This window comes from Streptomyces sp. VTCC 41912, from assembly GCF_045799175.1.
Lineage (GTDB): Bacteria > Actinomycetota > Actinomycetes > Streptomycetales > Streptomycetaceae > Streptomyces > Streptomyces albulus_C.
Map to the genome: position 1 here is coordinate 1 of NZ_JBJMAB010000033.1, position 22,342 is coordinate 22,342.

A 22,342-nucleotide genomic window follows, 5' to 3' on the forward strand; every position below is an offset into this window, starting at 1 on the left:
GAACCCGGAAGCTAAGCCTTTCAGCGCCGATGGTACTGCAGGGGGGACCCTGTGGGAGAGTAGGACGCCGCCGAACTTTCATTGTGGGAAAGCCCCGCACCTTATGGTGCGGGGCTTTTCTGCGTTGTGGCTCATTCGCACGTCGTGAGGTACTCATCTGCAACGGCGTGAACCGATTGGTTCGGTTCGTTGGGGACGTGAGTAGGCTGGCGCGGTGAGCGGAGCCAATGTCTCAAAGGTCTCGGTTCCCCGGCGAGCAGCGCGCGGGCGGATCGACAAACGACAGGCCATCCTCGACGCGGCGTTCCTCGTGTTCGCCCGAGAGGGATACGGAAGGGCCAGCATCGATGCGATCGCCGACGCGGCGAGCGTGGCCAAGCCGACGGTCTACAACCACTTCGGTGGCAAGGAGGACCTCTTCCAGGAGGCCATGGCTGCGACTGCCGAGCGGTCAACTGACAGGAGCTTGGCGGTGGTTGCCGGCCTCACGGGCGAGGTGGAGGATTTGGCCGCGTCGCTTTCCGACGTCGGTTACCGGCTGCTGCTCTGTTATTCCAGTGACGATGCGTGGGCGCTGCGACGGCTGCTCTACGCGGAGATCGTGCGTTTTCCCGACCTCTTCGACACTGTCAGGGGGCATGGCCCCCGCCAGGTGTCCGAGGCGCTCGCAGATCGGTTGGCCCGGCTGGCGCTGGCCGGTCGGCTCCGGCTGACCGAACCGGTCCGAGCCGCCGAGCAGTTCGTCGCCCTCCTCACCGGCCCCGCGGAGGGACGGGCTGTCCTCGGCACCCGTGTCGTTGCCGACGACGAGTTGCGTGCCATTGCCGAGGCCGCCGTCGATACTTTCACCCGTGCTTTCGGTGTGCGGGAAGGGGAGGGGTGAGCGGGTGCTGAGGGAGCGTTTGCGTTGTGATGGCTCAAGCTTTCAATTGCTCGATTCCTCGGCGTAGTTGGTGCCGTTTCGTGGGGCCGTGCTTCCTTCGGCGGCGGCTACGGTGGCTTTCTTGCCGGGTAGGAAGAAGCCTGTGAGCAGAACGGCGAGGGCCGCGGCGAGTACCCACCGTGAGGCGTCTTGGAAGGCGGCCACCTGGGTGCGGCCGGCGTTGGTCTGGCCTTGGAGTATGAGGGCGACCACGGCGGCGCCGAGTGAGGCGCCGAGCTGGTTGATGATGTAGAGGGCCGCGGTGCCTTGGGGACGGCATCCTGGGGGAGAGTTCGGTACAGCGCGCCCATCGTGGGGCGCCGATGAGGCCCAGCCCCACACCGGTGACGAACGCGACGAGCCCCAGCAGGACTTCGTCGGTGCGAGCGTCGGCCTGGGTGTAGGCGAACGCGCTGAGTGCGACGAGCAGACCGCCGAGCGGGGCCAGCCGGCGCGCGCCCATGAGGTCGCTGATCCTGCCCGCGACGGGCATGGCCAGGAACGAGCCGATGCCGAGCGGGGTCAACAGCATTCCGGCGGCCAGCACTTCGTGGCCTCGCACCCGTTGCTGGTAGAGCGGCACCAGGAACAGCAGGGAGAAGAGCATGACCCCGGTGAGGCCCATGACCGTGACGCTGGCCAGGAAGCTGCGGCTGCGGAAGAGGCTCAGCCGGATGAGGGCCCGCGCGCCGGCTCGGGCCGCGTGCGCCAGGTAAGCGATCAGCAGCAGCGTCCCCAGGATGAGGGCGGTGCGGACGGGCGGGGCGCCGAAACCGGCGTTTCCGGTGGCCTGCGACAGCGCGAAGGCCAGGACGGCGAAGGCGGGTCCCAGCAGGGCCAGTCCGATGACGTCGAGCCGGGGGGAGGTTGCGCGTGTGCGGATCGACGGGCCGGCTGGTACCACCCGAAGCGACAGCAGGATCGCCGCCAGCCCGATCGGCACGTTGATCAGGAACATCCAACGCCAGTCCAGGCCCTGGACGATCACGCCGCCCAGGATGGGGCCGAGGACGGGCGCGAGCGGGATGACGATGCCCATCAGGCCCATCACCCGGCCGGCGAGAGCGGGGCCCGCGGCCGTTGCCAGTACGGTCAGCATGATCGGGTCGAGCATGCCGCCGCCGAAGCCCTGGGCGACCCGGAAGACGATCAGGCTCTCGACGTTCCAGGAGAGGCCGGAGGCCAGCGAACCCAGCACGAAGAGGGAGAGCCCGATGAGCCACATCCTCTTGCTGCCGAACCGTTCCATTGCCCAGGCGGTGAAGGGGATGGCGATGGCGACGGCGAGGAGGTAGCCGGTGGCGATCCAGCTGACCGTGCTGAGGGGGGCGTCGAAGTGGCGGGCCATCGTGGCCATTCCGGCGTTCACGATCGTGCTGTCGAGCAGGCCGAGGAGCCCGCCCAGCAGGAGCACCCCGATCAGCCGTAACAGGCTCGAGTCCAGACGATCACCACGTGCTCGCGTCATGTGTCTCTCCGGTGTCCGTGCCTGCCCGATGTGTCCGGGCGCACTGCACTGAGGTGGGGACGGATGAACTGAACTGAGTGGTTAAATCTAATGAACTGGGTGAGAGTGGCGCAACTGGTGGTTCCTGGATAATGAACCGAAGGGTTCAGTCGTGGTGTTGTTGTCCGCGCATGAATGACGGGCCGTCGGTGACGGCCCGTCGGGTGGCTGTTTGGGGTTCGGGGTCAGGTCAGGTCGTCGACGTCCACGTTCCCAGCGACATCTCCGCGGTGATGCCGGGACCGAAGCCGGCCATCAGGCCGCGTTGTCCGTCCTGTGCCGATGCCTCGTCGAACAGGCGGGCCAGGGCGTCGAGCACCACCGCGCTGGCGATGTTGCCGTACTCGGTCAGCGTCGCCCGGCTGAACCGGAACGCTTCGTCGGGCACTCCGAGGAAGCGGCTCAGGTCGTCGAGGATGCGCGGACCTCCCGCGTGGACGATGTAGAAGTCCAAGTTCCCCGCGTCCCAGTGGTTTTCCTCCGCGAGGCCGCGGAGTGCCGGTGCGAGCGGTTCCATCGTGCCCGGAACTCGCTTGTCCAACTGGAAGTGGAACCCGGTGGATCGCACCGCGTACGAGATCCAGTCCTCGGTGTGGGGGATCAAGTACGAGGCGTTCCGCTCCAGATGGACGCCGGTACCGCCTGAGCCGCGCATCACGGCCGCCGCGACCGCGTCCCCGAACAGGCCGTTGGAGAGCAGCGATCCGACTCCGATGTCCTCGGGCTGGTAGCACAGCGAGCAGAACTCGCAGGCGACGAGCAGGACGTTGGCTTCCGGGTACGCCCGGCAGAAGTCGTGCGCGCGGTTGATCGCGGCACCTCCCGCGGCGCAGCCGAGTTGGGCGATGGGGATCTGCCGGGTGTCCGACCGGAATCCCATGTGGTTGATGAGCCACGCGGTCAGTGCCGGCATCATGAACCCGGTGCACGACACGTAGACGATCAGGTCGATCTCGCGTGGTTCCACCTCTGCCTGGACGAGCGCCCTGCGCACCACGTCAGGGACGCGGGCCTTGGACTCCTCTTCGTAGATGGCACTTCGGGCTTCGAACCCCGGGTGCTCCAGCACCTTGTCGATCGGCTGGATCAGATGCCGCCGCACGACGCCCGTATGCTCGATCAGCCTCAGCACGAGATTCAGCTGTGCGTGGTCGGCGTGCAGCTCTCGTGCCAGTTCGAGGGTGTCGTCCCTGGTGATGATGTATTCAGGGACCGCGATTGCCGGTTTGCACAAAACGGCCATCGATGCACTCCTTGCAGACTGTGGTCCGCCCAGAGCTGTTCTCGCTTTGCACTTCGCGTTGTTGTCACTTCCGTTGTCGGCCGGCGGAATCCTCAGCGATTACGCCGGCCTGATGACACAGACCCCTGGAAGGACGCGAGCGGGCCATCCGTCGAAGAATGAACTGTCCCCGTACAGCTGGGTCATTCCTAGACCGTACGCCAGCGGAGTGAGTTCCGCATGCCGCCGCCGGGGCCGCGGATTCACCGCGGCCCCGGCGCCTCACCACACCACTGGCAAAGCCAGCGGGTAGCGCCAGATCGCGGTCGTGTTCCAGCGGAGTTCCTCGGCCGGCTTGGCGAGCTTCAGGTCCGGGAACCGCTGCAGCAGGGTGCTGAGCGCGACCTGGAGCTCCGTGAGGGCCAGCGGGGCGCCCAGGCAGTGGTGGGCGCCCCAGCCGAAGGTCATGTGGCCGGTGGCCTCGCGGGACAGGTCCAGTTCGTCGGGGCGCTCGAACTTCTCGCCGTCCCGGTTCGCCGTCAGGTACGACACGTGCACGATGTCCCCGGCCCGGATCGTCACGCCGCTGAGCTCCACGTCCTCCAGCGCGACCCGCGGGATGCCGACCCCCTTGCGGAAGGGGATGAAGCGCAGCATCTCCTCCATCGCCTGCGGCAGGGCCTCGGGCCGCTCCCGCAGCATCGCCAGGTCCTTGGGCCGGGTCAGCAGCGTGTACGAGAGGTTGCCGATCTGGTAGGTCGTGGTGTCCTGGCCGGTGATGAGGAGCACCATGGCCATGACCGTGAGTTCCTTCGCGTCGAGGACCTCGTCCCCGACGCGGGCCGTGGCCAGCGCGCTGATCAGGTCGTCCCCGGGATCGCGCCGGCGCCGTGCGGTGAGCTCCGTGAAGTACTCGCGCATGTCGGCCTTGGCGCGGATGGCGTTGTCCTTGTTGGCGAGGCTGGTGTTCATCATCGTCCGGGCGTAGCCGCGCAACTGCGCCCGCTCGCCCTCGGGGATGTCCAGCACCTCGCAGATCGTCGTCAGCGGGAGCGGCGACGCGAGGTTCTCCATCAGGTCCCCCGGCGCCCCGTTCTCGACCATCCGGTCCAGCAGCTCGTCCACGACGTGCTGCGTGCGGGAGCGCATGCGCTCCACCTGCTTGGGGGCGAACGCCTTGGCGACCAGGCTCCGCAGCCGGCTGCTCGCGGGCGGGTCCATGACGTTGATCGCCTCGTCCTGCACGATCGGCTCCGGCGTCATCCGCGGAAAGTCCCGCCCGACGATGGCGTGCCGGCTGAACCGCCGGTCCGTCGTCACGGTCCGCACGTCGTCGTACTTGGTGACCAGCCACGCCTCGCCCTCGCCGTAGGGCAGTCGAATGCGTGCGACCGGCTCTTCGGTCATGATCCGCCTGAGCGTCGGATCAAACTCCAACGCCTCGGCGTAATCGAAGGGGCAGTTCCAGACGGTGGGGTCAGCTTCCTTTGCCATTCCGAACTCCCGGGGTGAGAAGGACGGGCGATTTCATGCGAGGGGGAATTGCCGAGAACGATGAGCGAATTACCGCCCGCGTGCCGGGGCGGTAAGGGAGGCACGCCTGTCTTCGCTTGCCTTCACTCATCGGTCACAAAGGTGCCATTTCATCCCGGATATCGTACGTAGCCGCTTCGGACGCCGCCTCGGCTGTGCGCCGGGGCTGCGGGCCTGTGCGCCGGTGTCGGTCCGGCTTTCGGACGCGGCCCCTTTCGGCGTTACCTGCCGTCACCCGTCGTTACCTGCTATTACTCAGTGCTTGCGCGGTGTGGCGGGGGATATCGGACCGGGTTGGCGGTCGGGGAGGGCGTTGGGCCGAATGGGTGAGGAGGGGGGAGGGCGTCAGACGGGTGGTGGGGTGTCTGGTTCTGCGGGTGCGGGTGCGGGTGCGGGTGCGGGTGCGGGTGCGGGTGCGGGTGCGGGTGCCGGGTTTCGGGCGGCGCACTGTGTGGCTGGTTGCGGGCCGGTTATGAGGTCCCTGCGCTGGGGTGGGAGGGGGCAGATGCGGGATCCGGTGGGTGCCTGCGGTGCGGTCCGTGGGCTGTGCTCAGTCCGTCTGGTGTGCCGTTCGGGCTGCCTGCACGAAGGTCTCCAGCGCCTTCCAGAAGGGGCTGTACGCGGCGTCGAACTCCTCGCGGCAGTCCGTGCCCTCGGTCATGCCCCTCCGTAGCGCTTCGTAGAAGGGGCCGGTGGCCTTCTGGAGGGCGAGCGCCGCTGCCGCGGCCGAGGGCGGGCCCTCCAGTTCCACGACCCGCGTGCAGCGACGGATCTTCGCGTACTCCGCGATCTCGCGGTCGTGCAGCGTGTCGAGCCTGGTGGTGCGGGTGCCCGAGGCCGGCCCCCGTAGCTCCGCGGAGATCTCCCAGTACAGTTCGCCGATCTGGTGGGCCTGCTCGATCAGGTCCAGGTAGGCGGTGCGCCGGCTCTCCCGCAGCTTCTCCGCGCGCTGCGACCGTGCGGCGGTCTCCGCCTGGATCTTGGCTGCCTGCGTACTGCCGCGACTGGTCACCCAGCTGGCCAGTACCGCCGTACCGCCCGTCAACGCCGCGATTGCCAGAGTCCACACCGTGCTGTCGCCCACGCGGCGCCACAATACCCATGGCGCGCGGTGCGGTTGGCCGGTTCTGCGGGTGCGGTGGCAACCCGTGCCTGGGCGGCTGCCGCATCGTGGTCTTTCCCCATTCCCCATTCCCCGTCGACTTGCGGTGCGTTTTCTTGACCGGCGGAGCATCGGCTGACGTGCCTCTCACTGAGAGCTAAAGTCGACATATGGCCACAGGGGACCTCCCCGATGAGCTGGCCGACGTACTGGCCGGAATCCAACGGCTGATCCGTCGGCGGCTCCGCCACGGCCTGCCTGCCCCGCGGCTGCGGGGCGCCCAGGTCGAACTCCTGCGGCTGGTCGCCTCCCGGCCCGGCATCCGGGTCTCCGCCGCCGCGCAGGAGCTCTACCTCGCGGGCAACTCGGTCTCCACCCTCGTCAACCAGCTCAGCCGGGCCGGCTACCTGCGCCGGCAGACGGACCCCCTGGACCGGCGCTCGGCCCAGCTCTTCCCGACCCTGGCGGCCCGGTCACGGCTGCACGACTGGGAGGTCCGCCGTAGCGCCCTCGTCCGCGAGCAGGTCTCCCGCCTCACCGAGGCCGACCGGACCGCACTGGAGGCCGCCCTTCCGGCGCTGCGCCGGCTCGCCCACAACCTGCACCAGCAGACGGAGGGACCATGACCAGCGAAGACCCAGGCCGGTCGGCTCCACGGACCGCCCCCGGAGCGGCCGCGGACACCGAGCAGCCTCCCGCGCCGGACCGGGCCCCGGGCGCCGACGCCCTCACCTGCCACACCCTCCGCTACGCCTTCGGCGAGACCCAAGCCGTCGACGGGGTGGACCTGGCCGTCCGCCCCGGCGAAGTCTTCGGTCTGCTCGGTCCGAACGGCGCCGGCAAGACCACCGCCATCCGCTGCATCACCACCCTCCTGCCCGTTCCCGTGGGCATGGTCCGGGTCTTCGGACACGATGCGGCGCGGGAGCGGATGGCCGTGCGCCGCCTCCTCGGCTACGTGCCGCAGCAACTGTCCGCCGACTCCGGACTGACCGGTCGGGAGAACGTCGCGCTGTTCGCCCGGGTCTTCGACGTGCCGCGCCGCGAGCGAGCGGCCCGCGTCGCCCAGGCGCTGGCCGCCGTGAACCTCACCGACGCCGCCGACCGGCTCGCCAAGACCTACTCCGGCGGCATGATCCGACGCCTCGAACTCGCCCAGGCGCTGGTCAGCGCACCCCGCCTGCTGATGCTCGACGAACCGACGATCGGCCTCGACCCGATCGCCCGCACCAGTGTCTGGGAGCGCATCAACGAGGTCCGCGCCGCCACCGGCATGACCGTGCTGGTCACCACCCACTACATGGACGAGGCCGAGCAGTACTGCGACCGCGTCGCCCTGATGCACCAAGGCCGGATCCGTGCCCTGGGAACGCCCGCCGAACTCCGTGCGGACCTGCGTGCCCGGCGTGCCCGCGCGGGGGGCAGGCCGGGCGCAGCGGCCACTCCGTTCACGTCGCCTTCCTCCACCCCCGCCCCCACCCCCGCCCCCTCCTCTTCCCCCTCGTTCTCGTCCTCGTCCTCGTCCGCCGCGGAGCCGACGCTGGAGGACGTCTTCCGGGACGTCGCCGGCACCGGCCTCGACGAGCAGTCAGGAGGCTTCCGCGATGTCCGGAGCACCCGTCGCACCGCAGCACGAGTCGGTTGAGACCGGCGCCGCCGCCCGCCACTTGGATCTCCTGCTGGTCCCGCCGCGCGCCCGCGCCGGATGGCGGGTGCTGCCCGCCAGGGTGGCCGCGATGTGCGTGGTGGAGTTGCAGAAGCTCCGCCACGACCGCACCGAGCTCTACACCCGCGCCGTCCAACCCGCCCTCTGGCTCGTGGTCTTCGGCGAGACCTTCACCCGTATCAAGGCCATCCCCACCGGCGGCACCCCCTACATCGACTATCTGGCACCCGGCATCATCGCCCAGTCCGCCATGTTCATCGCGATCTTCTACGGCATCATGATCATCTGGGAACGGGATGCCGGGATCCTCACCAAACTGCTGGTCACCCCCACACCACGGTCCGCCCTGATCGCGGGCAAGGCGTTCGCCGCCGGAGTCAAGGCACTGCTCCAGGCCGTCGTGGTGATCGTGATCGCAGCGCTTCTCGGCGTGGCCATGACCTGGAACCCGCTGCGTCTGCTGGGTGTGGCCGTCGCGGTGGTGCTCGGCTCCGCGTTCTTCTCCTGTCTGTCGATTTCGATCGCCGGCATCGTGCTGACCCGCGATCGCCTCATGGGCATCGGCCAGGCCATCACCATGCCGCTCTTCTTCGCCTCCAACGCCCTCTACCCCGTGGCCGTCATGCCCGGTTGGCTCCAGGCCATCAGCAGGATCAACCCCCTCAGCTATCAGGTCGACGCCCTCCGTGGACTGTTGCTGGGCACCGCCTCCCATCTGGCCCTCGACTTCGCCGTCCTTGCCGGTGCGGCGGTCGCCGGTATCGCCGTGGCCTCTTCGCTGCTCGGGCGGTTGGCTCGCTGACCCCGCGGTCGCCACATCCCAGACGTCGACCTGCACGCCTCCCGCTCGACAGGATCGGGCGCGTCGGGCCCCGCTCGCGACTGCAACGTTTCGTGTTCATGCAGCTACCGTACGAGGCTTCGCCGGTGCTGCGTTCGGCCTGTGGAAAACCCTGCTCGGGTCGACGAGGGCGATGCCGTACGGGCGCCTGGTGCCGCATGGGGATGCGCGGTGTGCCGGCGTATGAGGGGGAGGGGGCCGAACCGGCGCTGCCTGGGGGCGGGTCGGTGGGGTGGGGTGGCGCTCACGTGCGTGTCCCTCGCGCCGTCATCGCCCCTGTCTCTGTCTCTGCCTCTGCTTCTCTCTGCTGCCGCTGCCGCTGCCGCTGCCGCTGCCGCTGCCGCTGCCGCTGCCGCTGCCGCTGCCGCTGCCGCTGCCGCTGCCGCCGTCAGTGGTGCGTGGTCGCAACGCACTTGGGTCCCGGGGCGGGGTGCCGGCGGCTCGCCGTTCGTACGCCGGGCGGGATCGTGTCGCTTGGGGCGGCATTTCCTGTGGGGCGTCGTTCCGTGACGAACCCCACGTCCGGGGTTGCGGTGGGGCGGGCGCGCGGGTGGCCTTCGCCAGTGGCTCTCGGGTGATCAGCGCTGACTGTCACGCCCAAATGTGAGTGCACGTCAGGCACTTGTGGGTCGTCCGGTGGGCAGGGTGCCCGGCTGTCGTCACAAGAGAGGATGAACAGGCATACAGAAACTCGACCCGGCAGATCTGTCCAGGTGTCAGCACTGGTCAGAGCTATGAGGCAGGATGGGACGGGCTGCGCCGCCGCGTGTGTCGCAGTCGGCGACCTTTGTAGGTTTATCTCTAGAATCGTGCGATGCACATACCGCAGAAAGCCAGCGCTCCTCTGGGTGAGGTGATTCGGTGAACGGCCCCGATGCCACCGACGAGCAGTGGGAAGGGCTCGCCGAAGTCGTACCGCTACGCGGCGGCAACGAATGGCCCTCCTGGCCCGACCACCGGGCCCTCCCGGACGACGAACCGACGGAGGAGACGCGGCGGTTCATCGTCATCCGCGTCCAGACCTTCGCGGACGCGAGGGAAGTGGCCGAGTACCTCATGGCGCAGTTGCCGGTCCTTTTGGACCTCAGCAGCGCGGACACCGACGTCGCCAAGCGCATCCTGGACTTCGCCAGCGGAGTCGTCTTCGGGCTGGGAAGCGGCATGCACCGGGTGGACACCAACGTGTTCCTCCTGGCGCCGGCCGGTACCGAGGTCGCCGAGCCGGCGGCGGGCGGCGTCCCCCATTCGTAGGAAGAGCAGTTGGGCGTAACGGTTCTCCGGGCGGTCGACTGCATAGCGTCCCCGCATGGATACCGACAGTGCGCGTCCGGCAGTCATCGAATTACGACTGTCCGCCTTCAAGACGCATCGTGGCGTCACCCTGCCGCTCGGCCCGTTGACGTTGCTCAGCGGCGACAGTGGCAGCGGCAAGTCCAGTGTGCTGCAGGCCTACGAGATCCTCGCCCGGCTCGGCAGCGGCGACCCGTTGGAACGTGCCGTGGGGGTGGTGGCGGGCGGGGCCTCCGCCTGTGTGCCGGCCGACGCCCGCCCCGATGACCAGGGGCGGCGCGGCTTCCGCATCGGCTGCACGGTCGACGGCTCGGTGGGCCCGGTCCACCTCGACCTCGCCGTTCAGGCCGAACCCGAACTCCGCATCGTGGGGGAGCGGTTGACCGGCTGCGGCACGACGTTGCTGACCACCGCCCTCACCGATCCGACCCGCTCGGCCGTCCAGGCGGCCTGGCACACGGCCGGCGCGACGCCGGTGACCCGTGCCCCGCTCCCCGACGACCGGCTGGCCACCTCCCTCCTCCCGCTGCGGGTCGCGGGCAAGACGGAGGGCCAGCGCCTCGTCCTGGCCGCCGCGGAACAGGTCGTGGTGGCGCTGCGTTCGGCTTTCGTGTGCGATCCGCGGCCGGAGGCGATGCGGGGGCAGACGACTGGGGACGCCGCGCAAGGCGGTCCGGCCGTGGCGGGCGCGTCCGGCGGGGGAGGCGCGGGCCGCGGTACGGGGGCGCGAGGCGGGGGCCGGGGCGGCCGTCCGGGCCGGGCCGGGAAAGGTGGTGGCACCGTAGGTCCCGGCGGGGCGGCGGCGCTGCCGCGCGGCCGCAAGGGCGTCCGCAGCGGCAGTGAGGCCAGCGGTTGGGGCCACGACGAAGAGCGGGACGAGGGGCGGCTGCGGTCGTCCTGCGACAACCTCGCGGCCGTGTTGGAGCGCACCAGCCGCGAATGCTCCCGACGGCACGCCATCCTCGTCGCAGCTGTACGGGACGCCTGCTCCGGGCCCGTCGACGGGCTGCGGGCGGTCCCTCGGCAGCCGGACGCCGCGATGGCCCCGGACGCCACGGCCTCCCGTGGAGGCAACGAGGCTGCGGTGACGGGTGGGCAGGGGCTGCCGGATCTAGGGGGCGTCCGGACGGTGCTCGACCGCGGTGACCTGGGAGAGATGCCCGTCGAGCAGCTCGGCGACGGAGAGCTGCGGTTCCTCGGGCTGGCGCTGGTGCTCCTCACCGGTCCTGGGGTGTTGGCGATGGATCCGGCCGGGGAGATTCCGTCGGCACTGCAGCAGATGACGGTGATGGCGGACGGCATGGACCGCTGCATGGACCGGCGTCAGGCGCGGGAGCTGGTGTCGCTGGCCGTGCGGATGGCCGAGCGCGGACACGTCCGGCTGCTGGGCACGGTGCGGGACCCGACGGTCGCCGAGGGGCTGCCCGACGTGCAGGTGCTACACCTAGGGGTATGAGTGAGGACCTTCATGCCCTGCAGCGACGCCTGGCCGACTTCGCGGCCGCCCGGGATTGGCAGCAGTACCACACCCCCAAGAACCTGGCCGCGGCGCTCAGCGTGGAGGCCGCGGAACTGGTCGAGATCTTCCAGTGGTTGACGCCGGAGGAGTCGGCCAAGATCATGGCCGACCCGAAGGCGGCCGGCCGGGTGGAGGACGAGGTCGCGGACGTCCTGGCGTACCTGCTCCAGTTCTGCCAGGCGCTGGGCATCGACCCGCTGACCGCGCTTGCGGCGAAGATCGAACGGAACGAGTCGCGCTTCCCGGCGGTTCGGCAGGCGCCGCCGGACCGGCCGCGGGGCGGCGAGTGACCGTCGGGCGGACGGACCGCGGGCTTCGCGGGACGGCCTGAGGCCGGAGGGGTAGTGGCGGGGCCGCTACCCCTCCGGCTTTTCCACGCCGGTTGCGGGCCGGCTCGCGCCGTGGACCACGCTCCGGCCCGTACGCCGGTGCCGTGGCGCCGTCCGGGCAGCCGTTCCCGCCGCCGGACGGTGATGCGCGCCGCGAGGGACGTGTCTCGCACGAAGCGTTGGGGTGGTCGGGGCAGGTGTGCTGAAAGGGCGTTGAGCGGTGCGTGTGGTCGCCGTCATGCTGGGGGGTTGGTGGCATCAGAGTGGCGTGCGGGGGAGTCTCGACGGTCGGAAGTGCCGCTGAGACCGCCTCAAATCCGCCTCTCGTCACTCTATGGAGTCACGGATCTTTCCACAGCGCCTTGGTTGTCCACAGATTTGCGAATTCCTCTGGCCTTTTTGGCTGTTGGGCCTCACTCTGGGTAGTGGAAGGAGGGCGGGGCGATGCGCATGACGAAGGAAGGAGGGACACGGATGGACGGGGTGCGGATCATCGCGGCCAGTCGGCGCGGGCTGGCTCAGGCGAACACGGTGCATGACGTGGTCGTCGAGGCGTGGCAGGCGCAAGCCTTGGCGGAGGCGATAGGCAGCCATCTCGCGATATTCGGTCCGTACGAAGTGCGGTCCAGAGCCCGAGGGTTGGGCGACGCGGGCGGGCGGTTCAGCGGGGGACTGCTGTGCTCGGCAACGACCAACGGCGGGCTGCGGGCGACCCAGTTGACCGAGATACGCGACGTCAAGGCGGCTTTAATCGGCCTGTGCCAACTGCTGCGAGAGGTGTGCGAGGCGCTGGTGGGGGTGGTGATCTCGGCGGAGGAGGAGGGGATGTACTGGACCTGCGTCGAAGCCATGGACACCGCCGACGAATCGAGGGACCACGTCGCCGGAATACTGGAGAAGCTGGAGGTACGCGACCGGCACCTTGCCTGACAGCGGGCGGGCCGTCCCTCGACCTGCCCTCTGCCGCCACGGTCGGCCAGGCTGGCAACCCAGCCGACTGAGCACCTCTACCGGCACGCCTGGGGCGAGTCACGTCTTCCGCGCCCTGGCTGCCCGCGGCCCTGGTCTTTCGCGCTCTCGCTGGCCTTTTGCTGCTGGCGCTTCGCCCCTTTTTCTTCCGCGGTCTCCTTCCGGCCTCCGGCCTCCGTTCCGGCCTCCGTTCCGGCCTCCGGCCTCTGTTCCGTCTTCTTCCTCCTGTCGCCCGCTCGCCCGTTCCCTCCTCGTCCCTCTCTCTGCCCCTGCCCTGCCTTCCTCTTCCGTTTTCCCGTCCTGTTTCCCGTCCTGCTTGTTTCCGTCTGGGGGTGGCCTTCCTCTCGTCGTTCCCTCTTCCGGCTTCTGCCGCCTGTGCACTTGCCTCTTTGGGGTTCGGGGGGCTTCGGGGGGCTCCAGGGGGGCGGTGGTCGTCCGGCTCGCGTGGCTGGTGCGGTGACCACGTGCGTTCGTCGGGTTCAGTTCAGGGGCAAGGGCCGCTGCGTGGCAAACACGACATGCACGGTGCTGGTGCCTTCCGAGCTGATGTATCGCAAGGTGCGGCACGCAAGGTGACACACCCAAGGTGATGCATCGTGAGCTGTTGCATGCCGATCCGGTGGAGACCGTGGAGATGTCTGGGGAGGAGTGAGCGATGTGTTTCGCAGGCCCTGCGTGCTCCACCGGGAAGGGGAAAGGGGCTTGCCCGGCCGGATGGCCTTCTCAAGCACCATGCACACCGCTCGTCACACACGCTCCTCGTCACGCGCCGCTCGTCACACACGCTCCTCGTCACGCGCCGCTCGTCACACACGCTCCTCGTCACACACACCCCTCGCCGCGCATGCCTCTCGCCCGTGTAAACCGCCCCGGCCCGTCGGTCCGCCCACTCGCCCGCCGCGCAGCAGGATGGACTTGCTGGGGATGGTGAGGGGCTCGGGTGATTGTCCGGTGGGCGCCGTGCAGGATGGAGGTATGGACCTACGCATCTTCACCGAGCCCCAGCAGGGGGCTTCCTACGACACTCTTCTGACGGTCGCCAAGGCCACCGAGGACCTCGGGTTCGACGCCTTCTTCCGTTCCGACCACTACCTCCGGATGGGGAACTCCGACGGGCTGCCCGGGCCGACGGACGCGTGGATCACGCTGGCCGGTCTGGCCCGCGAGACCAAGCGGATCCGGCTGGGCACGTTGATGACGGCCGGCACCTTCCGGCTGCCGGGCGTGCTGGCCATCCAGGTCGCGCAGGTCGACCAGATGTCCGGTGGACGGGTCGAACTCGGGCTGGGCGCCGGGTGGTTCGAGGAGGAGCACAAGGCGTACGGCATCCCGTTCCCGAAGGAGAAGTTCGCGCGGCTGGAGGAGCAGCTCGCGATCATCACCGGTCTGTGGGGCACGGAAGCGGGTGCGGAGTTCTCCTACGAAGGGCGCCATTACCAGCTGGAGAAGTCGCCCGCGCTGCCCAAGCCCGCGCAGGCCAAGGTGCCGGTGCTGATCGGCGGTCACGGTGCGACCCGCACGCCGCGGCTGGCGGCGCAGTACGCGGACGAGTTCAACATGCCCTTCGCCTCGCTGGAGGACAGCGAGCGACAGTTCGGGCGGGTGCGGGCGGCCGCCGAGGCCGCCGGGCGCAAGGGCGACGACCTGGTGTACTCCAACGCCCTGGTCGTCTGCGTCGGCAAGGACGACGCCGAGGTGGCGCGGCGGGCCGCGGCCATCGGGCGCGAGGTGCACGAGCTCAAGGCCAACGGACTGGCCGGCTCGCCCGCGGAGGTCGTGGACAAGCTCGGCCGGTACGCCGCCCTCGGCTCGTCCCGGGCCTATCTGCAGATCCTGGACCTGGCGGACCTGGACCACCTGGAACTGATCTCCGCGCAGGTCCAGTCGCAGCTGGGCTGAGACCGGGGGCGGCGTGCGCGGGGGCGGGCCGGGCGGCCGACGGTCGCGTCCTCGGGCACGCGCCGGGTCCGTCCCCGCCCGGGGCGAGCACGTCACGGGCGGGGACGTCACGGTTGGGGACGTCACGGTCGGGACGGCGCGATCCGGAGTGCGGCGGGTCGCGGCGGCCCGGAGTGTGAGACTGCCTGCTGCCTGCTGCCTGCTGCCTGCTGCCTGCTGCCCGCTCCCGCCGCCCGTTGCCTGGCCGCGGCGCGCGAAAAATGGGTGGGGGTGAGACACCGTACACACCGATACTCATCGTGTGTTTCTGACCATCACGACCACGGGTACCACCGACCGTCCCGCGACCGACCTCGGGTTCTTGTTGCACAAGCATCCCGACAAGGCGCAACGGTTCTCGACCTCGTACGGCACCGCGCACGTCCTCTACCCGGAGGCGCACGCGGAACGGTGCACCGCCGCACTGCTGTTGGAGGTCGATCCCGTGGCCCTGGTACGCCGGGGGAGCGGGAAGGGCCGTGGCGGCGCCCCGGACGCGGCGCTGGCGCGGTACGTGAACGACCGGCCCTACGCGGCGTCGTCGCTGTTGGCGGTCGCGTTGCGGAGCGTCTTCGCCAGCGCGATGAAGGGGCAGTGCGCGGCCCGTCCGGAACTGGTCGGGCGGCCGCTGCCGTTGCGCATCGAGGTGCCGGTGCTGCCCGCCCGCGGCGGTGGCGCGCTGGTGGAGAAGCTGTTCCGGCCGTTGGGCTGGTCGGTGCGGGCCGAGCCGCTGCCGTTGGACGAGACCTTCCCCGAGTGGGGCGACTCGCGCTATGTGCGGCTGGTCCTGGAGGGCGCGTGCGACCTGGCCGCCGCGCTGCGGCACCTGTACGTGCTGCTGCCGGTCCTGGACGACGCCAAGCACTACTGGGTGGCGCCCGACGAGGTCGACAAGTTGCTGCGGGCCGGCGAGGGATGGCTGGAGGGCCATCCGGAGCAGCGGCTGATCGTCGGCCGGTATCTGGCCCGCCGCGGGGCGTTGGCCCGTGAGGCGATGGCGCGGCTGGAGCTGGAGCGGCTGGCCCAGACCGACGACGCGGCGGTCGAGGAGATCGACAACGCGGTGGACGAGGCGGCCGACACCGAGGAGCGGCCCGTGCCGCTCGCCGTGCGGCGGCGGGACGCGATCCTCGGCGTGCTGCGCTCGACCGGCGCGGCCCGGGTCCTCGATCTGGGGTGTGGACAGGGGCAGTTGATCGGTGCGCTCCTCAAGGAGGCGCAGTTCACCGAGGTCGTCGGGATGGACGTCTCGATGCGGGCGCTCCAGGAGGCCCGGCGCCGGCTCCACCTGGAGCGGATGTCCGAGCGGCAGGTGCAGCGCGTGCGGCTGCTCCAGGGCTCGTTGGCGTATGTCGACGGGCGGCTCAAGGGCTTCGACGCGGCGGTGCTCAGCGAGGTCGTGGAGCACGTGGAGCCGGAGCGGTTGTCGGCGCTGGAGTACGCGGTGTTCGGTGCCGCCCGGCCCCGGACGGTCGTCGTGACCACGCCCAACGTCGAGTACAACGTGCGCTGGGAGTCGTTGCCCGCAGGGCGGGTGCGGCACCCGGACCACCGGTTCGAGTGGACGCGGGAGGAGTTCCGGCGCTGGGCGGAGGACATCGGCGCGCGGCACGGCTACGCGGTGACGTTCGGCCCGGTGGGGCCGGAGGACCCGGAGGTCGGGGCACCCACCCAACTGGCGTGCTTCAGCCGCGAGGACGGATCCGCCCGTGGGGGCGGCAAGCACGGAACGAAGGGCGCCAGAGGCGGCAGGGAAAGGAGCGGGGCAGAGCGCGTGGAGGGCGCGGCGGAGGCGAGCCGCGCCGGTGGCGGGCCGGTCGGCGGGAAGGAGGCGGCGGCATGACGGACGGGAACCGCACGTCAGGGTCGCAGCCGGGGGCCGAGGTGCCGGCCGCGGGGGCGGAGTCCGGTGCGCCGGGCCCGGTGCCGGGGCCGGCCCCTCGGACGCTCGGCGTGCCCGATCTGTCGCTGGTGGTGCTCATCGGCGCGACCGGCTCCGGCAAGTCGACCTTCGCCGCCCGGCACTTCAAGCCCACCGAGGTGATCTCGTCGGACTTCTGCCGGGGGCTGGTCAGCGACGACGACAACGACCAGTCCGCCAGCGGCGACGCGTTCGAGGTGCTGCACTTCATCGTCGGCAAGCGGCTCGCGGCCGGCCGGTTGACGGTGGTGGACGCCACCAACGTGCAGGCCGAGTCGCGCGCCCAGCTGGTGCGGCTGGCCCGCGAGCACGACGTGCTGCCGGTCGCGATCGTGCTGGACGTGCCCGAACACGTCTGCGCGGAGCGGAACGCGGCGCGCGCCGACCGGGCCGGGCTGCCGCGCCGCGTCATCCAGCGCCACCAGCGCGAACTGCGCCGTTCGGTGGGCACGTTGGAGCGCGAGGGGTTCCGCACGGTGCACGTCCTGCGCGGCGCGCGGGAGGTCGAGGACGTCGAGGTCGTCCGGGAGCGGCGGTTCAACGACCTGCGACACCTGACGGGGCCGTTCGACGTCGTCGGTGACGTCCACGGGTGCCGCGCGGAGCTGGAGACCCTGCTCGACCGGCTCGGCTACGCGCTCGCCAGGGACGCCGAGGGGCGGGCCGTGGACGCGGTGCACCCCGAGGGCCGCACGGCGGTCTTCGTCGGCGACCTCGTCGACCGGGGGCCGGACAGCCCGGGCGTGCTGCGCCTGGTGATGGGCATGGTGGCGTCCGGCCACGCCCTGTGCGTGTCCGGGAACCACGAGAACAAGCTCGGCCGGCACCTCGACGGCCGCACGGTGCAGCACACCCACGGCCTGGCCGAAACCGTCGAGCAGTTGGCGAAGGAGGACGAGGCGTTCCGCGCCGGGGTCGCGACGTTCATCAAGGGGATGGTCAGCCACTACGTCCTCGACGGCGGCGCACTGGTGGTGTGCCACGCCGGACTGCCGGAGAAGTACCACGGCCGCACGTCGGGCCGGGTGCGTTCCTTCGCGCTGTACGGCGACACCACGGGCGAGACCGACGAGTTCGGGCTGCCCGTGCGCTACCCGTGGGCGGAGGAGTACCGCGGTCGCGCCGCCGTCGTCTACGGGCACACGCCCACCCCGCGCGCCGGCTGGCTCAACAACACCCTCTGCCTGGACACCGGCTGCACCTTCGGCGGGAAGCTGACCGCGCTGCGCTGGCCGGAGCGCGAACTGGTCGACGTGCCGGCCGAGCGGGTCTGGTACGAGCCCACCAAGCCGTTGGCGGCCGAGGCGCCGGGCGGGGCGGACGGCCGCCCGCTGGACCTCGGGGACGTCGCCGGCCGGCGGACGGTCGAGACCCGCCACATGGGCCGGCTCGCGGTCAGGGAGGAGAACGCCGCGGCGGCACTGGAGGTGATGAGCCGCTTCGCGCTGGATCCGCGGCTGCTGCCGTACCTCCCGCCGACCATGGCGCCCTGCGCGACCGCCGAGCCGTCCGACGAGGCGGACGCCCGGGGCGAGGGCTTCTTGGAGCACCCGCGGGAGGCGTTCGCCGAGTACCGCGCGGCGGGCGTGCGCGAGGTGGTGTGCGAGGAGAAGCACATGGGGTCGCGGGCGGTGGTGCTGGTCTGCCGCTCCGCGGCGGTTGCCCGCGAGCGGTTCGGCGTGTCGGGCGCGTCGGAAGGGGTGTCGGGCGCCGTCTACACCCGCACCGGCCGACCGTTCTTCGACGACCGCGCGCGAACGGAGCGGCTGCTCGGCCGGGTCCGGGACTGCGTGGAGCGGGCCGGACTGTGGGCGGAGCTGGACACCTCGTGGCTGCTCCTGGACGCCGAGTTGATGCCCTGGTCCCTCAAGGCGACGGGGCTGTTGCGGACGCGGTACGCGGCGGTCGGCGCGGCGGCCGGGGCGGTGTTCCCGGAGGCGCTCGGCGCGTTGGAGGCGGCGGCCGCCCGCGGGGTCGACGTGGCGTCGCTGCTCGACCGCCAGCGCGGGCGGGCCGCCGACGCCGCGGCGTTCACCGACGCCTACCGGCGGTACTGCTGGCGGGTCGGGGAGGCGGCGTCGGGCGCGGGCACTGCCGGGCCCGGCGGGCTGGCCGGCATCCGGCTCGCCCCGTTCCACCTGCTCGCCGTGGAGGGCCGCAGCCTGGCGGCCGTACCGCACACCGGGCAACTGGCCCTGATCGACCGGCTCATGACGGCCGAACGGGCGCTGTTGCAGGAGGCCGGCGACGCCGCACCGGAGGCCGGGGGGCCCGCCGCCGACCGCACGGGACTGCTCGCGCCGACCCGGCGGTTGGTCGTCGACACGGAGGACGAGGAGTCGGTCGCGGCCGGCGTCGCGTGGTGGCTGGACCTGACCGCCGGCGGCGGTGAGGGCATGGTGGTCAAGCCGGTCGGCGCGCTGGTCCGGCAGCCGGACGGGCGGCTCGTGCAGCCGGGCGTCAAGTGCCGCGGGCGGGAGTACCTGCGGATCGTCTACGGTCCGGAGTACACCCGCCCGGAGAACCTGCGGCGCCTGCGCGCCCGGCACTTGGGGCACAAGCGCTCGCTGGCCCTGCGCGAGTACGCACTGGGCCTGGAGGCGCTCGACCGGCTGGCGGACGGGGAACCGCTCTGGCGGGTCCACGAAGCGGTCTTCGCGGTGCTCGCGCTGGAGTCGGAGCCGGTCGACCCGCGGCTGTGACGGGCCGCGCCCCGGGCGGCGCTCGGGTGGTTCGGGCCACCCGAGGCGCCCGCTGCGTCCGCCGGTAGTCGACCGGGGGCCCGCCCGTCGCCCGGGTGAAGCGGCGGCGCAGGGCGGTGGCCGTCCCCAGGCCGGCGATCTGCCGACCGGCCGCGACGCGGGCCCGCCCCGGTCGTCCCCCTCCGCCGCCGTCCCTCCGCCGCCGTCACCCGGCGCCTCCCGACATGGCGCGACTGCCGACGTCGTGCGCCCGGAGCGGACAAGATGGGGAGATGGGATTCCATGTCGACTCAGAGGCCGGCCGGCTGCGCCGGGTGATCCTGCACCGCCCCGATCTGGAACTGAAGCGGCTCACCCCGTCCAACAAGGACACCCTGCTCTTCGACGACGTGCTGTGGGTGCGCCGGGCCCGGGCGGAGCACGACGGGTTCGCCGACGTGCTCCGCGACCGGGGCGTCGAGGTCCACCTCTTCGGGGATCTGCTGGCCGAGAGCCTGCAGATCCCCGAAGCGCGGACGCTGGTCCTGGACCGGGTCTTCGACGAGAAGGAGTACGGGCCGCTGGCGACCGACCACTTGCGGGCGGCGTTCGAACAACTGCCGGTGCCCGAACTCGTCGAGGCGCTGGTCGGCGGGATGACCAAGCGCGAGTTCCTGGAACGCCACCCCGAACCCACCTCGGTCCGCTTCCACGTGATGGACCTCGACGACTTCCTGTTGGGGCCGCTGCCCAACCACCTCTTCACCCGCGACACCTCCGCCTGGATCTACGACGGGGTGTCGATCAACTCGATGCGCTGGCCCGCCCGGCAGCGCGAGACCGTGCACTACGAGGCCATCTACCACCACCACCCGCTCTTCCGCGACGCGCCGTTCCACGTCTGGTCCGAGGGCCAGGCGGACTACCCCTCGACGATCGAGGGCGGCGACGTCCTGGTGCTGGGCAACGGCGCGGTGCTGATCGGCATGAGCGAGCGGACCACTCCGCAGGCGGTGGAACTCCTGGCGCGCGGGCTGTTCGCCGCGGGTTCCGCCCAGACGATCGTGGCGCTGGACATGCCCAAGCGGCGGGCGTTCATGCACCTGGACACGGTCATGACGATGGTCGACGGGGACACCTTCACCCAGTACGCCGGGCTGGGCATGCTCCGCTCGTACACCATCGAACCGGGGGCGGGCGCCCAGGACCTCAAGGTCACCGACCATCCGCCGGAGCACATGCACCGCGCCATAGCGGCCTCCCTGGGGCTGGCCGACATCCGGGTGCTCACCGCGACCCAGGACGTCCACGCGGCCGAGCGCGAGCAGTGGGACGACGGCTGCAACGTCCTGGCGGTGGAGCCGGGCGTGGTGGTCGCCTACGAGCGCAACGTCACCACCAACACCTTCCTGCGCAAGCGCGGCATCGAGGTGATCACGATCCCCGGCAGCGAACTGGGCCGGGGCCGCGGCGGACCGCGCTGCATGAGCTGTCCGGTGACGCGGGACGCCGTGCCGGGCCTGGGCTGACCGGGACGCAGGACCCAGGACGCGGGACCCAGGACGCGCGACGCGGGTGTGGGGTGGGGCGGGGCGGGGCGGGCCGTGCGGGTCGGCCGGCCCCGCCCCGGCACGGGGTGACGCGGGCCCCGTGCCACGGTGGGGGCGGGCCCCGGTGCGCCTCCCGTGCGCCGGGGCGTACGGGATTGGCACGCGCTCCCGGGGGCAGCATCGTATAGAGATACGGATGCTCGTATAGACTTCCAGAGTCCGCGCGGGATCGAGCCCGCCGCGGGTCCGATCCGCCCACCGGGCCGCACCCGGTCGCGGGCCGGAACCGGTACCGACCCTCCCACCCCGACCGCCGCGAACCAGGAGCCCCCCATGGCGATAGACCTCACGGGCCGCCACTTCCTCAAGGAGCTGGACTACAGCGCCGAGGAATTCCGCCGACTGATCGACCTGGCCGCCGAGCTGAAGGCGGCCAAGCGCGCCGGTGCCGAGGTCCGCCGCCTGAACGGCCGCAACATCGCCCTGATCTTCGAGAAGACCTCCACCCGGACCCGCTGCTCCTTCGAGGTCGCCGCCGCCGACCAGGGCGCGACCACCACCTACCTCGACCCGTCCGGCTCGCAGATGGGGCACAAGGAGTCGGTCAAGGACACCGCCCGGGTCCTCGGCCGGATGTTCGACGCCATCGAGTTCCGCGGCAGCCGCCACGCCGACGTCGAGGAGCTCGCCGCGCACGCCGGGGTGCCCGTCTACAACGGGCTCACCGACGACTGGCACCCGACCCAGATGCTCGCCGACGTCCTCACCATGATCGAGCACAGCGGCGGCCGGCCCCTGACGGAGACCGCCTTCGCCTACCTCGGCGACGCCCGCAACAACATGGGCAACTCCTACCTCGTCACCGGCGCCCTGCTCGGCATGGACGTGCGGATCGTGGCCCCCCGCAAGCTGTGGCCCGAGGAGACCGTCATCGCCCGGGCGCGCGCGCTCGCGGAGACCAGCGGGGCCCGGATCACCCTCACCGAAGAGGTCGCCGAGGGCGTGCGGGGCGCCGATTTCGTCGCCACCGACGTCTGGGTCTCCATGGGCGAGCCCAAGGAGGTCTGGGACGAGCGGATCGCCCTGCTCACCCCGTACGCGGTCACGATGGACGTGCTGCGCGCCACCGGCAAGCCCGGCGTGAGGTTCCTGCACTGCCTGCCCGCCTACCACGACCTCGGCACCGAGATCGGCCGGGAGATCCACGCCCGCCACGGCCTGGACTCGCTGGAGGTCACCGACGAGGTCTTCGAGTCCGCGCACTCGGTGGTCTTCGACGAGGCGGAGAACCGCATGCACACCATCAAGGCCGTGCTGGTGGCGACGCTGGCCCCCTGAGGCCGGCGGCGACC

Annotated in this window: 17 protein-coding genes and 1 rRNA gene; 14 read left to right on the forward strand and 4 right to left on the reverse strand. The window is 71.0% G+C overall.

What is annotated here, in order from left to right; genetic code table 11:
- Window positions 1-76, forward strand: a 5S ribosomal RNA gene (rrf, locus tag ACJ6WD_RS31725); the annotation flags it as partial.
- A gap of 138 nt (window positions 77-214) precedes the next feature.
- Window positions 215-883: a TetR/AcrR family transcriptional regulator gene (locus tag ACJ6WD_RS31730; protein WP_233657766.1), complete on the forward strand. Its 669-nt coding sequence runs from the start codon at window positions 215-217 to the stop codon at window positions 881-883.
- A gap of 34 nt (window positions 884-917) precedes the next feature.
- Here the strand turns inward: ACJ6WD_RS31730 and ACJ6WD_RS31735 are convergent, their stop codons facing one another.
- From ACJ6WD_RS31735 to ACJ6WD_RS31750, 4 genes are all read right to left on the reverse strand, one after another.
- A complete protein-coding gene (locus tag ACJ6WD_RS31735; protein ID WP_407617046.1) occupies window positions 918-2,390 on the reverse strand; it encodes a DHA2 family efflux MFS transporter permease subunit in 1,473 nt (490 codons plus the stop codon).
- A gap of 229 nt (window positions 2,391-2,619) precedes the next feature.
- Window positions 2,620-3,672: a type III polyketide synthase gene (locus ACJ6WD_RS31740; RefSeq protein WP_233657768.1), complete on the reverse strand. Its 1,053-nt coding sequence runs from the start codon at window positions 3,670-3,672 to the stop codon at window positions 2,620-2,622.
- Window positions 3,673-3,933: 261 nt separating this feature from the next.
- The gene (locus ACJ6WD_RS31745) at window positions 3,934-5,145 is read right to left on the reverse strand and encodes a cytochrome P450 (RefSeq protein ID WP_233657769.1); all 1,212 of its coding nucleotides are present in this window, start codon (window positions 5,143-5,145) and stop codon (window positions 3,934-3,936) included.
- Between the two features lie 589 nt (window positions 5,146-5,734).
- Complete coding sequence (locus ACJ6WD_RS31750; RefSeq protein ID WP_331250107.1) at window positions 5,735-6,268, reverse strand: hypothetical protein; 534 nt, start codon at window positions 6,266-6,268, stop codon at window positions 5,735-5,737.
- A 188-nt stretch (window positions 6,269-6,456) separates the two neighbouring features.
- Here ACJ6WD_RS31750 and ACJ6WD_RS31755 point away from each other — a divergent pair, with 188 nt between their 5' ends.
- From ACJ6WD_RS31755 to argF, 12 genes are all read left to right on the forward strand, one after another.
- Window positions 6,457-6,912 (forward strand): MarR family winged helix-turn-helix transcriptional regulator, encoded by a 456-nt coding sequence (locus ACJ6WD_RS31755; RefSeq protein ID WP_376557599.1) that lies wholly within the window; start codon window positions 6,457-6,459, stop codon window positions 6,910-6,912.
- Window positions 6,909-7,931: an ATP-binding cassette domain-containing protein gene (locus ACJ6WD_RS31760; protein ID WP_407617047.1), complete on the forward strand. Its 1,023-nt coding sequence runs from the start codon at window positions 6,909-6,911 to the stop codon at window positions 7,929-7,931. Before ACJ6WD_RS31755 ends, ACJ6WD_RS31760 begins: the two co-directional genes overlap by 4 nt.
- On the forward strand, window positions 7,891-8,754 hold the full coding sequence (locus tag ACJ6WD_RS31765) for an ABC transporter permease (protein ID WP_407617048.1): 864 nt from the start codon (window positions 7,891-7,893) through the stop codon (window positions 8,752-8,754). Before ACJ6WD_RS31760 ends, ACJ6WD_RS31765 begins: the two co-directional genes overlap by 41 nt.
- Before the next feature lie 900 nt (window positions 8,755-9,654).
- Window positions 9,655-10,044, forward strand: a complete 390-nt coding sequence (locus ACJ6WD_RS31770; protein ID WP_016576406.1) for a cell division protein SepF — start codon at window positions 9,655-9,657, stop codon at window positions 10,042-10,044.
- A 55-nt stretch (window positions 10,045-10,099) separates the two neighbouring features.
- Window positions 10,100-11,539, forward strand: a complete 1,440-nt coding sequence (locus ACJ6WD_RS31775; protein ID WP_407617049.1) for a biotin transporter BioY — start codon at window positions 10,100-10,102, stop codon at window positions 11,537-11,539.
- The gene (locus ACJ6WD_RS31780) at window positions 11,536-11,892 is read left to right on the forward strand and encodes a nucleotide pyrophosphohydrolase (RefSeq protein ID WP_016577351.1); all 357 of its coding nucleotides are present in this window, start codon (window positions 11,536-11,538) and stop codon (window positions 11,890-11,892) included. The genes ACJ6WD_RS31775 and ACJ6WD_RS31780 overlap by 4 nt, the downstream gene beginning before the upstream one ends.
- A 513-nt stretch (window positions 11,893-12,405) precedes the next feature.
- A complete protein-coding gene (locus ACJ6WD_RS31785) occupies window positions 12,406-12,861 on the forward strand; it encodes a DUF6099 family protein (protein WP_233657937.1) in 456 nt (151 codons plus the stop codon).
- A gap of 1,014 nt (window positions 12,862-13,875) precedes the next feature.
- Window positions 13,876-14,799, forward strand: coding sequence for an LLM class F420-dependent oxidoreductase (locus tag ACJ6WD_RS31790; protein WP_233657774.1), 924 nt, complete (start codon window positions 13,876-13,878; stop codon window positions 14,797-14,799).
- 301 nt (window positions 14,800-15,100) lie between these two features.
- Entirely contained in the window at window positions 15,101-16,681 is a 1,581-nt protein-coding gene (locus tag ACJ6WD_RS31795) for a 3' terminal RNA ribose 2'-O-methyltransferase Hen1 (RefSeq protein ID WP_407617050.1), read from the forward strand.
- Complete coding sequence (locus ACJ6WD_RS31800) at window positions 16,678-19,461, forward strand: polynucleotide kinase-phosphatase (RefSeq protein WP_407617051.1); 2,784 nt, start codon at window positions 16,678-16,680, stop codon at window positions 19,459-19,461. Before ACJ6WD_RS31795 ends, ACJ6WD_RS31800 begins: the two co-directional genes overlap by 4 nt.
- 272 nt (window positions 19,462-19,733) lie before the next feature.
- Window positions 19,734-20,969 (forward strand): arginine deiminase, encoded by a 1,236-nt coding sequence (locus ACJ6WD_RS31805; protein ID WP_233657777.1) that lies wholly within the window; start codon window positions 19,734-19,736, stop codon window positions 20,967-20,969.
- 354 nt (window positions 20,970-21,323) lie between these two features.
- On the forward strand, window positions 21,324-22,328 hold the full coding sequence (gene argF, locus ACJ6WD_RS31810; RefSeq protein ID WP_233657778.1) for an ornithine carbamoyltransferase: 1,005 nt from the start codon (window positions 21,324-21,326) through the stop codon (window positions 22,326-22,328).
- The last annotated feature ends 14 nt before the right edge of the window (window positions 22,329-22,342 follow it).